A 12737-nucleotide genomic window follows, 5' to 3' on the forward strand; every position below is an offset into this window, starting at 1 on the left:
ATCTACAATAATATGAGACCGCATCTGAGTTTGGGTATGCAAACGCCAAATGAAGTGCATGAAAAAGGCCAGCAGCTAGCGCTACTGGCCGATCAATAAACCGTCAACGTATTTTAGGACGTGACAGGTATTATCAGTTAATCGATATACCAGAGCATAAGTGATTAGGCGGTAAACGCTAAGATAGAACCAGGAAGAATCAAGAATATAAAGGCAATATAACCAGCCACTGCCGCTTTACTTTTTGTTGCTAATTCACCTAAGAAGAATGCACCTTTCAATGGTAATTCTCGTAGCACCGGAATACCGAAGATAACTACTGTCGCCAGTAGATTAAAGACTAAGTGTACAAGTGCAATCTGTAGAGCAAATACCGCGTACTCACCAGAGATAGCCGTTGCAGCCAGTAGTGCTGTAATACATGTACCGATGTTAGCACCTAACGTAAACGGGTAAACATCACGCACTTTTAATACGCCTGTGCCTACTAGCGGTACCATCAAACTTGTCGTTGTTGAAGACGATTGAACAAGGATGGTAACAACTGTACCAGAAGCAATACCGTGTAGAGGACCGCGACCAATGGCACTTTTTAGAATATCACGCGCACGCCCAACCATTAGGCTGCGCATTAATTTGCCCATTGTGGTGATAGCCATAAAAATTAAAGTAATACCGATGAAGATAAGAGCAATACCACCGACGTTGCCAAATGTTTCTAATGGTCCTTTAACAATGTCGACTGCTGGTTGAGTTAATGGCTTCATAAAATTTAAGCCTTTCATGCTCATGTCGCCAGCCTCCAACATTGGCGATACTAACCACTGAGAGATTTTATCCAGTAAACCAAACATCATTTCTAAAGGAAGGAAAATAGCAACGGCAAGTAAGTTAAAGATATCATGTACGGTTGCACTCGCAAATGCACGACGAAACTCTACTTTACAGCGCGCATGACCAAGGCTAACAATTGTATTGGTTAGCGTTGTACCGATATTTGCGCCCATCACCATTGGAATCGCAGTCTCTACGGGTAGTCCGCCTGCCACTAAGCCAACAATAATTGAAGTTACTGTACTTGAAGATTGAATAAGAGCTGTTGCAATCAAGCCAATCATTAGGCCAGCTACAGGGTGCGATGCAAATTCAAATAGCGTTTTAGCTTGTTCACCGACCGACCATTTAAAGCCGCTGCTCACCATTGATACGGCAACAAGTAAAACGTAAAGCATGAACGCTAGGTTTGCCCAGCGGACCCAACGCATAGAGCTGCTTGTTGTTTCAGCAGTAGTGGCTTGGGTATTCATAATCATATCTCCATGACAGTAGTATGTCGTTTGGGTTTCATTTTGTTGAAATCTGAGGCGATGGTAATTCTGTAATATTTCAGAAATATGACACTGACTGTCATAAAGCGATTTTGTGCTTAATTTGTGAAGGGGATTGGGTAGTGAATATTGAGTTTTTAATTTTAAATGTAACTTAAGCTGTTGTTTTGTTTCTTTTTATTTCAGTTTGTATCGTTTTTTTTAATTTAAGTTTACTATGCTAAAAATACTGAAAAAAATAGTGATAATTTTCATTTTCATGGCGATTAGCCAGTGTTTTATATGACAATGATCATCGCTATTAATTCAATTGTGCGGATATCTCTCGGTTAAGGCGCTAATTGCTCGGTTTTACCGAGTAATTAGCGCTGAACAAACGATTTCACAGATAGTAAGTGTGACAGCTACACTAAATTTACAAATCGTAATATTTTTTGTTTTGTTTTAAGGAGTCACGGTCAATGACCGATGCTATACGTAAGTTTTTAAAGTTAGAGTCTGCGGGCGGTATCATTCTTATTTTTGCTGCAGCGATAGCAATGGTTATTGCAAACTCCCCATTACAATCTCTATACAGCGGTACATTGAGTTCATATATCGCGGGTCTATCTGTTGAGCATTGGATTAATGATGGCCTGATGGCTATTTTCTTCATGTTAATTGGACTTGAAGTAAAAAGAGAGTTGATTGAAGGTGCGCTAAACACGAAAGAAAAAGCTATTTTCCCTGCTATTGCCGCAGTGGGTGGCATGGTTGCGCCAGCATTAGTTTATGTAGCATTTAACTTTGCAGATCCTATTGCGCTTCAAGGTTGGGCTATTCCTGCTGCAACCGATATTGCTTTTGCATTAGGTGTAATGGCGTTACTGGGTAATCGTGTACCTGTTAGCTTGAAAGTATTTTTATTAGCGCTGGCTATTATCGATGACTTGGGCGTTATTGTGATTATTGCTCTGTTTTACAGCAGTGATTTATCAACATTGGCACTTGCCGTTGCATTTACTGCAACTGCGACGTTGTTCGTGATGAATGCGAAGAATGTTACCAAGACTTCTCTGTACTTAATTGTGGGGGCAATACTGTGGTTTAGTGTGTTGAAGTCAGGCGTACACGCAACATTGGCGGGTGTCGTACTTGGTTTTGCTATTCCACTAACCGGTAAAGACGGGCGTTCTGATAAGCATTCACCTCTGAAGCACCTAGAGCATGTTTTGCATCCTTATGTTGCTTTCTTAATTCTACCGTTATTTGCATTTGCGAATGCTGGTATCTCTTTAGATGGCGTATCGCTAGAAAGTGTTACAGGCATGCTGCCGCTAGGTATCGCTGCTGGACTATTCCTTGGTAAGCCATTGGGTATTTTCACGGCAAGCTATATCGCAGTTAAAATGGGGTTAGCCACATTACCTGATGGTATTAATCTGAAGCATATCTTTGCTGTATCAGTGTTGTGTGGTATCGGCTTTACGATGTCGATCTTTATATCGTCATTGGCATTTGTAGGTGCCCCTGCTGATTTCAATACCTATTCACGTCTAGGTATATTAATGGGTTCAACAGTTGCTGCTGTTGTGGGTTACTTCTTATTGAGTCGGACTTTGCCTAAAACGGAGGCATAAAATGAAACGTTATCTTCTAAGCGTTGTAATTCTAGCGTCATCATCAGCCTTTGCAGGTTCTGATTATGACGGCTGTATTGATAATATTCAGACTGAAATCTGTCAGGCTTACTTTGCAGGCATTAGCCATGGTAAAGAGAATGTAGATATAGCTGAAGTGGGTGAACTGGAAGATTCCTTTCGCTCTCGTGCATTAGAACAACGTGTAGGAGAGCGTTACCGTAAAACAGTACAAACAGAAAAGAAAAACGTTCAGGTGAGTAATTTGTAACGAATTTTCTGATTTGCTTCTGTTTGAATTGCAATAAATATTGAAGCCCCAAGATGCGCAGCGTAAGCTGAGTATCTGGGGTTTTTTTTTATTTATGAGTAGCAGGATGTCTCATCTCAATTATAACCATCTGTATTACTTCTGGATGGTATGCAAACAGGGCTCTGTTACCAAAGCGGCAGATGCCTTATTTCTTGCCCCTCAAACTGTGACAGGGCAGATAAGAGCGTTAGAAGAACGCTTAAAAGGCAAACTAACCAAGCGTGTTGGCCGTAATATTGAACCGACAGAACTGGGGCAGCTTGTTTTTAAATATGCCGATAAAATGTTTGATTTGAGCTACGAAATGCTCGATATCGTTAACTACACTCAGCGAGAGAATCTATTACTCGAAGTTGGGGTTGCTGATGCTTTATCAAAACGGTTAGTCAGTAAAGTATTACTGGAAGGTGTACCTGATGATGAACGAATCCAATTACGTTGTTATGAATCCACCCATGAAATGCTCCTAGAACAGTTGTCACAGCACAAACTGGATATGATCCTATCTGACTGCCCTGTCGATTCAGGAAAGAGCCCAGGGCTTTACAGTAAGAAATTAGGGGAGTCGAGTATGAGCTTCTTCTGTTCTGTTCCAGCTAAACCTGTCGATTTCCCTGCCTGTATTGAAGATTACAAACTTTTGGTACCAGGTCGTCGAACTGCCATGGGGAGAAAATTACATCAATGGTTTGATCAGCAGGGCATAACTCCTAATATACTGGGTGAGTTTGATGATGCCGCATTAATGAAAGCCTTTGGTTCATATCACCGTTCTATGTTTGTGGCGCCATCGATCTATGCTGAAGAAATTGAAGAGTCGAATACCATTCGCGAATTGAAGCGAGTGAAAGACATAAAAGAAGAATATTACGTAATTTTTGCTGAACGAATGATTATGCATCCAGCAGTAAAAAAAATATGCGAAGCAGATTTTAGTAAATTGTTTAAATAACGTTACGCAAAGTAATGTCTTTTATGGGTGTAAAACTAGTAAACCCTATAAAAGTTAAGTATATTAGCAATAACTTAAATTAATTGGCGGTTAGAGTATGGATCTGCAACAGATGGAGCAAAATGCGCCCAAAGCTGTAGTGTTGCTGAAAGCCATGGCCAATGAGCGACGTTTATTTATTCTTTGTTATTTACTAGAAGAAGAAATGTCGGTAGGGATGATGAGTGAGAAACTTGGCTTGAGCCAGTCTGCATTATCTCAACATTTGGCATGGTTAAGGCGCGATGGGTTAGTTGATACCCGTAAAGAAGCGCAAACGGTGTACTATCGTTTAAAAAGTGACGAAGTTAGAGCGATGATAAAGCTTTTACATGGTATGTATTGTGGTTAATTGGTAAGCAAACCCATGTTATTCAGTATGTAATGAGAAGCTCTTTTCAAAAGATAAAAAAAAACCGGCGTAAGCCGGTTTTTTTTATGCTAATTCGCAACTCTTTAAATTAAAGAGCTTTGATTTTAGCTGTTAGACGTGCTTTTTGACGTGCAGCTTTGTTCTTGTGGATCAAGCCTTTAGTAGACATACGATCTAGAACAGGTTGCATTTCAGCGAATGCTTTTGTTGCATTCTCTTTTTCGCCAGCTTCAATAGCAGCAATAACTTTTTTGAAGAAAGTGCGCATCATAGAACGACGGCTAGCGTTATGCTGACGACGTTTTTCTGAAGTAATAGCACGTTTCTTAGCAGATTTGATATTCGCCAAGGGTGTAACTCCCAAATCTTGGTACGGTGACAATTTTAGGGCGAGGACTATGCCTGCTTAACCAAAACTTGTCAAATGATTTGTGTGAATATCCGCCAAACCAATCTAGTTGGCACTTGCGGAATAACACGGTTAATATGGCGGCAGATTTTACCAGCATTTGGTCTGGAAGTAACCTTTCTGAGCCATCTTTATGAGGTTTTTTTTGTGAGTAAGCGTCTTTTACGCTCTGGACTGATAGTTAGCGCCATGACTTTGATCTCCAGAGTGCTCGGTTTAGTGCGAGATGTTGTCGTGGCAAACCTTATGGGAGCAGGGGCTGCGGCCGATGTTTTCTTCTTTGCCAACAAGATTCCTAACTTTTTACGTCGCCTTTTTGCCGAAGGTGCTTTTTCTCAAGCTTTTGTTCCGGTATTGACTGAATATCACTCATCTGGTGATATTGACAAGACTCGGCAGCTTATTGCTAAAGCGTCAGGCACACTTGGCGTCATCGTTACCCTTGTCACTTTAGTGGGTGTTTTATGTTCGGGGGCCGTAACGGCCATGTTTGGCGCTGGGTGGTTTATTGATTGGTTGAACGGCGGACCTGATGGTGTAAAGTTTGAATTAGCCAGCCTGTTACTGAAGATTACTTTCCCTTATTTGTGGTTTATTACTTTTGTTGCGCTGTCAGGGGCAATTCTTAATACCATTGGAAAATTTGCTGTTTCTTCTTTTACGCCTGTATTTTTGAATATCGCGATCATTGGCTGTGCTTGGTTGATCTCTCCGAATTTAGAGCAACCAGAAATTGGTTTAGCCATCGGTGTGTTTCTGGGTGGTTTTATACAGTTTGTTTTTCAGTTGCCCTTTTTGGCAAAAGCGGGATTGTTAGTCAGACCACAATGGGGCTGGAATGATCCGGGCGTAACAAAAATCCGAAAATTGATGTTGCCAGCTATTTTTGGGGTGTCTGTTAGTCAGATAAACTTACTGCTTGATACATTTATTGCCAGTTTCCTTATGACAGGATCCATTAGCTGGCTGTATTACTCTGACCGTTTATTAGAATTTCCATTAGGATTATTTGGCATTGCCATTGCCACGGTTATTCTTCCGGCGTTATCAAGAAAACATGCAGACCAACAAGGCAAGCAGTTTGCGGAAACCATGGATTGGGGAGTACGCATGGTATTGCTTCTGGGCATTCCTGCCATGCTGGGGATGCTAGTGCTTGCAAAACCGATGTTGATGGTATTGTTTATGCGTGGTGAGTTCTCGCTGTATGATGTTAATCAAGCTGCGATGTCTTTGTGGGCTTTATCTGCTGGCCTACTGAATTTTATGTTGATTAAAATTTTCGCCCCAGGTTATTACGCCCGCCAAGATACGAAAACACCTGTACGTTATGGCATTATTGCTATGGTCTCGAATATGTTTTTCAATGCTATTTTTGCGTATTTCTTTAGCTATGTTGGCTTGGCGATGGCAACCGCTTTATCTGCTTTGATTAACGCAGGGCTGCTATATCGAGGCTTACACATTGCCAATGTTTACCGCATCACGAAAAAGACCTTATTCTTCGTGTTAAGACTTGTGATTGCTGGTGTTGCTATGGTCGCTTCTCTATTGTGGTTAATGCCGAATATCGATTTATGGAGCGAATGGTCAACACTTAACCGTGCTACATGGTTAGCGGGGTTGATTGCAGTTGGTGCATTTGTGTATCTTATTTCTGTGATGATTTTAGGCATTCGACCTCATCATCTTCGTACTGATAGCTGATAGACTGCCTTTAGTAGTATATAATCCGTCAGTTTTTCACATTGCGAATAATAAAAGCGACGCATGGAATTAATTCGAGGCATACATAACATTAAACCAAGGCATCACGATTGCGTGTTGACGATTGGTAATTTTGATGGTGTTCATTTAGGGCATCAGGCGGTATTACGCCAAGTGATTACAAAAGCGCAATCATTAGGCTTACCGGCAACGGTGATGACTTTTGAGCCCCAGCCGCTTGAATTGTTTGCGGCAGATAATGCCCCAGCTCGTTTAACTCGCTTTCGTGATAAGTACACACAACTGAAAAAAACGGGCGTCGAACGTTTGCTCTGTGTCAACTTTAATGCTCAGTTTGCCAATATGTCGGCAGAAGATTTTGTTCGTCGCTTGTTGGTAGAGCAATTGGGTGTTAAATTTCTGGTAGTGGGTGATGACTTTCGCTTTGGTAAAGGCCGACGCGGAAATTTTGAAATGCTTGAAGCTGCCGGACAAGAGTTCGGTTTTGTCGTTGTAAGTACTCAAAGTTTTTGTATGTTAGAACAGCGCGTCAGTAGTACCGCTATTCGCCATGCGTTAGTGAATGATCAATTACCGTTGGCGGCCTCAATGTTAGGCCGTTCATATAGTATCAGTGGGCGAGTATCCCATGGCCGAAAACTTGGTCGAACAATTGGTTTTCCAACAGCGAATGTCCCTTTAAAACGCCGAGTATCACCCGTGTCTGGTGTGTATGCGGTTGAGGTCTTCGGTGTTGATGGCGCACCTTTACCGGGTGTTGCCAATGTTGGTCATCGACCAACAGTCAATGGTGTACGTCAGCAATTAGAAGTTCACCTCTTTGATTTTCAATCGGATTTATACGGTTGTCAGATAGAGGTAGTGCTACACCATAAGTTACGTAATGAAATAAAATTCGAATCATTCGATGCGCTAAAAGCACAAATCGAGCGTGATGCTCAAACGGCACGGGTGTGGCTGTCTGAGCGTAATAATGTCCAACTTCGCCCAAGTAACGGAATCGAGAATCAATGAGTGACTATAAAGATACCCTGAACTTACCTGAAACAGGGTTTCCGATGCGAGGTAACCTGGCACAACGTGAGCCAGTAATGCTAAAACGTTGGGATGATGAAGATCTTTACGGTGAAATCCGTAAAGCTAAGAAGGGAAAGAAATCCTTCATATTGCACGATGGCCCTCCTTACGCCAACGGTGATATTCACATTGGTCACGCGCTAAATAAAATTCTTAAAGACATTATTATTAAGTCAAAGACACTTTCTGGCTTTGATGCCCCTTACATTCCCGGTTGGGATTGCCACGGTCTACCTATCGAATTGATGGTAGAAAAAAAGTGGGGCAAGCCAGGACGTAAACTAACCGCTGCTGAATTCCGCCAAAAATGTCGTGAATACGCTGCGGGTCAAGTTGAAGGTCAAAAAGAAAGTTTCATTCGCCTAGGTGTATTAGGTCAATGGGATAAGCCTTACCGTACAATGGATTTTGCAACAGAAGCGAACATCATTCGTTCTTTGGGCAAAGTTGCAGAAAACGATCACCTATTGAAAGGTTTTAAGCCTGTTCACTGGTGTACTGATTGTGGTTCTGCATTGGCTGAAGCTGAAGTTGAATACCAAGATAAAGTATCACCTTCTATCGACGTTAAATTTAAAGCCGTTGATGAAGCGGGTGTTGTCGCTAAATTTAACTGTGCAGAAGGTCATGAAGGTCAAGGTGATGTGTCTGTAGTTATCTGGACAACCACACCTTGGACAATGCCAGCTAACCGTGCTGTTGCTGTTCGTGATGATCTTGAATATGTACTGGTTCAAGTTGAAGCTGATGCTGCTAATGATAAAGCGGCATACCGCTTAATTGTTGCCGCTGAGCTAGCAAAAGATGTAATGGATCGTGCCGGCATCGAGCATTTCCATAATCTTGGTTTCTGTAAAGGTGCAGATCTGGAGCTAATGCGCTTCAATCACCCATTCTACAGCTTTGATGTGCCAATCGTTCTTGGTGATCACGTTACGACTGAATCAGGTACTGGTTGTGTACACACTGCCCCTGGCCATGGTCAAGAAGATTTCGTGGTGGGTCAAAAATACGGTCTTGAAATTGCGAACCCAGTAGGAAGTAACGGTGTTTACTTACCTGATACAGAGTTGTTTGCAGGCCAACACGTATTTAAAGCTAACGATGTTGTTGTGGAAACATTAAAAGAGCACGGTGCGCTATTACACCATCATGCTTATGAGCACAGCTACCCACATTGCTGGCGCCATAAAACACCCATTATCTTCCGTGCGACGCCACAGTGGTTCATTTCAATGGACAAAGCAGGTCTTCGCGCTAAAGCATTGGGTGAAATCAAGAACGTTCAGTGGTTACCTGAATGGGGTCAAAGCCGTATCGAAGGTATGGTTGAAGGTCGCCCTGAATGGTGTATCTCTCGTCAACGTACTTGGGGTGTGCCAATTGCTCTGTTCGTTCATAAAGAAACACAAGAACTTCACCCTGATACGCGTGTACTGATTGAAAAAGTAGCGCAGCTTGTTGAGCAGAAAGGCATTCAAGCCTGGTGGGATCTCAATCCTGCTGAGTTAATGGGCGAAGCTGATGCCGCTAACTACGAGAAAGTACTCGATACACTAGACGTATGGTTCGATTCTGGTGTTACGCACTTCTCTGTTGTAGATAGCCGCGAAGAATATAATGGCCATTCAGCTGATCTATACCTAGAAGGTTCAGATCAGCACCGTGGTTGGTTCCAGTCTTCATTAGTTTCATCGGTAGCAATGAAAGGTAAAGCACCTTACAACCAAGTATTAACACACGGTTTCGTGGTTGATGGACAAGGTCGTAAGATGTCTAAATCTGTTGGTAACGTTGTTGCACCAAAAGATGTAACAAATAAGCTAGGTGCTGATATCTTGCGTCTATGGGTTGCATCAACGGATTATACTGGCGAAGTGGCGGTTTCTGATGAAATTCTAAAACGTTCAGCTGATGCATACCGTCGTATTCGTAACACAGCGCGTTTCTTCTTAGCTAACTTGAATGGCTTCAACCCAGAAACAGATCTAGTTGCACCAGAAGAAATGGTGGCATTGGATCGTTGGGCTGTTGGTCGTGCGATGGAAGCACAAGAAGAAATCATTAAAGCGTATGACGAATACAACCTACACGGTGTAACGCAGCGTTTGATGCAATTCTGTTCTGTTGAAATGGGTTCTTTCTACTTAGACGTAATCAAAGACCGTCAGTACACGGCGAAACAAGGTGGCCACGCACAACGTAGCTGTCAAACTGCGCTTTACTACATTGTTGAAGCATTAGTTCGTTGGATGGCTCCGATTATGTCATTCACTGCTGATGAAATCTGGAACGAAATGCCAGCTTCTCAAGGTAACGGTGAGCAGCGTGATAAGTTCGTCTTTACTGGCGAATGGTTCGAAGGTCTATTTGGTCTTGCAGACGACGAAGTACTGAATGATGAGTTCTGGGCTGAAATTCAACAAGTTCGTGGTGCGGTAAATAAACTGCTTGAACTTGCGCGTAAAGACAAAGTGATTGGTGGTTCTTTGCAAGCAGAAATCACTTTGCATGCAAATGAAGCATTAGCAGCGAAGCTGAATACGCTTGAAGATGAACTACGTTTTGTATTGTTAACATCTAAAGCGGCTGTTGCTATCGCAGACAGCATGCCTGAAGGCGCGCAAGAGACAGAGGTTGAAGGCCTATTTGTGACAGTTAACGCATCTGAAGCGGCGAAGTGTGATCGTTGTTGGCACCATGTTGTTGATGTTGGCACTATCGAAGGTCACGAAGAAGTATGTGGCCGTTGTGTGACTAACATTAGCGGTGAAGGCGAAGAGCGTAAGTTTGCCTAATGACACAGCAATCGTCTAAGCAAGGGCTATCGCTTAAACAATCTGGAATTCGCTGGCTATTGCTAGCGGTTCTGGTGTTCATCATTGATATTGGCAGTAAATTCTTGGTTATGAATACCATGGATTACGGTTGGCCCAACCGCATTGAAATTCTGCCATTTTTTAATTTGCTTTATGTACATAACTACGGTGCTGCATTTAGTTTTTTAAATGATGCTGGTGGTTGGCAGCGATGGTTGTTTGCTGCGATTGCATTAGGTGTGTCAGGTTTGTTGGCTTTTTGGATGCGTCGTACGCCACTCCAAAATAGATTGGCAAATAGTGCTTATGCATTGATCATTGGTGGTGCACTCGGTAATTTATTTGACCGTTTGTATCATGGTTTTGTGGTTGATTTTCTTGATTTTTATGCGGGAACGTATCATTGGCCAGCATTCAATATCGCAGATACCGCTATTTGTATTGGTGCTGCACTGATCATTATTGAAGGCTTCATAGCTGATAAGAAAGAAACAGTCAGTTAATCACCGAAAATCAGAGTTACGTAATAACCTTAAGCGCTGTCCGTTGATACGGGCGGCGCTTTGTTGTTAAATGGGCGTTATAAACTCAGGTTCGAGAGACGAGTCTCGACGGCAAGATGAGAAGCCTTCGATGGTGCTACATATTCGTCACTCGGCTTCTAGATACTCGATACTAGGAAGTACACATGTCGGTAATAACGGAAAAAAGTGAAGTGCTCATGCACTTCGCCATTAAATTAGAAGATGGCTCTGTGGCTGACTCAACGCAAGCTATGGGTAAGCCAGCCAAGTTTCGTATGGGTGATGGTAGCCTGACAGAAAATTTTGAAAAGTGTTTGCTGGGTCTATCTACTGGTGAGAAAAGCCAGTTTGAGCTAGAACCAGCGGATGCATTTGGGTTATCTAACCCTGACAATATTCATCATGTAGACTTAAGTAAGTTCAGTGCAGATACACCTGCAGAAGTTGGGACGATTATCGGTTTTGCCGGTCCCGACGGACATGATATACCGGGAATTATAACCAGTGTCGTTGGTGATTCAGTTACCGTCGACTTTAATCACCCTCTTGCTGGGCAGCGTGTTACTTTTGAAGTAGACGTTGTCGAAATCCAAGATTAAGAGCTGTTTGAAATGAAAATCTTATTAGCAAACCCACGTGGTTTTTGTGCCGGTGTCGACCGTGCGATCAGTATTGTAGAGCGTGCGTTAGAAATGTATCAACCGCCGATTTACGTACGTCATGAAGTTGTTCACAATCGTTTCGTTGTTGAAGGGCTAAAACAGCGTGGTGCTATTTTTGTCGAAGAACTCAGCGAAGTGCCTGATGACAATATTGTGATTTTCTCAGCTCATGGTGTCTCTCAAGCGGTAAGAAATGAAGCGAAAGAGCGTCAATTAACGGTTTTTGATGCAACTTGCCCATTGGTAACGAAAGTGCATATGGAAGTCGCACGTGCCAGCCGTCGTAATATGGAAGTGGTACTTATTGGTCACGCTGGTCACCCAGAAGTGGAAGGCACAATGGGGCAGTATGCGAGCGAAACGGGTGGCATGTACTTGGTCGAAAAGCCTGACGATGTTAAAAAGCTTCAAGTGAAAGATCCAAGTAACCTGCATTACGTAAGCCAAACTACGCTGTCAGTTGATGAAACGGCAGGTGTGATCGATCAATTACGTAAGGTTTTCCCTGAGATTCAAGGGCCGCGTAAAGATGACATCTGTTATGCCACCCAAAATCGCCAAGATGCGGTGCGTGAAATGGCTGAAAGTGTTGATGTTATGATTGTGGTGGGTTCAAAGAACTCATCAAACTCTAACCGTTTACGTGAATTATCAGAAAAACTCGGCACTCCAGGTTTTTTAACTGATTGCCCTGAAGATGTTCAACCCGTTTGGTTTGAAGGTAAGACCAAAGTGGGGGTGACAGCAGGGGCATCAGCACCAGAAGATCTCGTCAATCAGATTATTACTCGCATTCAGGCACTGATTGGTGGTGATGTTGAAGAGCTGAGTGGACGTGAAGAAAATATGTTCTTTGAAGTGCCACGAGAGCTGCAAGTAAAGAATATCTAAATT

At 42.6% G+C, this 12737-nt stretch carries 12 protein-coding genes; 10 read left to right on the forward strand and 2 right to left on the reverse strand.

Annotation, left to right across the window (positions count from 1 at the left end; all coding sequences use genetic code 11):
- Positions 1-164 precede the first annotated feature (164 nt).
- A complete protein-coding gene (locus C9J12_RS17225; protein WP_107243843.1) occupies positions 165-1307 on the reverse strand; it encodes a Na/Pi symporter in 1143 nt (380 codons plus the stop codon).
- A 482-nt stretch (positions 1308-1789) separates the two neighbouring features.
- Here C9J12_RS17225 and nhaA point away from each other — a divergent pair, with 482 nt between their 5' ends.
- The 4 genes from nhaA to C9J12_RS17245 all read left to right on the forward strand — a co-directional run bounded on the left by nhaA (position 1790) and on the right by C9J12_RS17245 (position 4603).
- On the forward strand, positions 1790-2947 hold the full coding sequence (gene nhaA, locus C9J12_RS17230; protein ID WP_107243844.1) for a Na+/H+ antiporter NhaA: 1158 nt from the start codon (positions 1790-1792) through the stop codon (positions 2945-2947).
- 1 nt (position 2948) lies between these two features.
- A complete protein-coding gene (locus C9J12_RS17235) occupies positions 2949-3218 on the forward strand; it encodes a hypothetical protein (RefSeq protein WP_011217358.1) in 270 nt (89 codons plus the stop codon).
- A 106-nt stretch (positions 3219-3324) separates the two neighbouring features.
- A complete protein-coding gene (gene nhaR / locus C9J12_RS17240; protein ID WP_107243845.1) occupies positions 3325-4212 on the forward strand; it encodes a transcriptional activator NhaR in 888 nt (295 codons plus the stop codon).
- 97 nt (positions 4213-4309) lie between these two features.
- Positions 4310-4603, forward strand: coding sequence for an ArsR/SmtB family transcription factor (locus C9J12_RS17245; RefSeq protein ID WP_006230668.1), 294 nt, complete (start codon positions 4310-4312; stop codon positions 4601-4603).
- A gap of 109 nt (positions 4604-4712) precedes the next feature.
- On the opposite strand, the gene rpsT is transcribed toward C9J12_RS17245, so the two are convergent.
- Positions 4713-4973, reverse strand: coding sequence for a 30S ribosomal protein S20 (gene rpsT, locus C9J12_RS17250; RefSeq protein WP_006230669.1), 261 nt, complete (start codon positions 4971-4973; stop codon positions 4713-4715).
- A 207-nt stretch (positions 4974-5180) separates the two neighbouring features.
- Between rpsT and murJ the strand changes: the two genes are divergently transcribed.
- The 6 genes from murJ to ispH all read left to right on the forward strand — a co-directional run bounded on the left by murJ (position 5181) and on the right by ispH (position 12734).
- Positions 5181-6740 carry a murein biosynthesis integral membrane protein MurJ gene (gene murJ, locus C9J12_RS17255; RefSeq protein WP_107243846.1) on the forward strand — a complete coding sequence of 520 codons (1560 nt, stop codon included), beginning with the start codon at positions 5181-5183 and terminating at the stop codon, positions 6738-6740.
- Between the two features lie 63 nt (positions 6741-6803).
- Entirely contained in the window at positions 6804-7775 is a 972-nt protein-coding gene (gene ribF / locus C9J12_RS17260; RefSeq protein ID WP_011217363.1) for a bifunctional riboflavin kinase/FAD synthetase, read from the forward strand.
- Positions 7772-10636: an isoleucine--tRNA ligase gene (gene ileS / locus C9J12_RS17265; RefSeq protein ID WP_107243847.1), complete on the forward strand. Its 2865-nt coding sequence runs from the start codon at positions 7772-7774 to the stop codon at positions 10634-10636. Before ribF ends, ileS begins: the two co-directional genes overlap by 4 nt.
- Entirely contained in the window at positions 10636-11160 is a 525-nt protein-coding gene (gene lspA, locus C9J12_RS17270) for a signal peptidase II (RefSeq protein WP_107243848.1), read from the forward strand. Before ileS ends, lspA begins: the two co-directional genes overlap by 1 nt.
- Before the next feature lie 185 nt (positions 11161-11345).
- Positions 11346-11780, forward strand: a complete 435-nt coding sequence (fkpB, locus tag C9J12_RS17275) for an FKBP-type peptidyl-prolyl cis-trans isomerase (protein WP_107243849.1) — start codon at positions 11346-11348, stop codon at positions 11778-11780.
- A gap of 12 nt (positions 11781-11792) precedes the next feature.
- A complete protein-coding gene (gene ispH, locus C9J12_RS17280; protein WP_107243850.1) occupies positions 11793-12734 on the forward strand; it encodes a 4-hydroxy-3-methylbut-2-enyl diphosphate reductase in 942 nt (313 codons plus the stop codon).
- Positions 12735-12737: the final 3 nt, after the last annotated feature.

Source organism: Photobacterium frigidiphilum, assembly GCF_003025615.1.
Classification (GTDB): domain Bacteria; phylum Pseudomonadota; class Gammaproteobacteria; order Enterobacterales; family Vibrionaceae; genus Photobacterium; species Photobacterium frigidiphilum.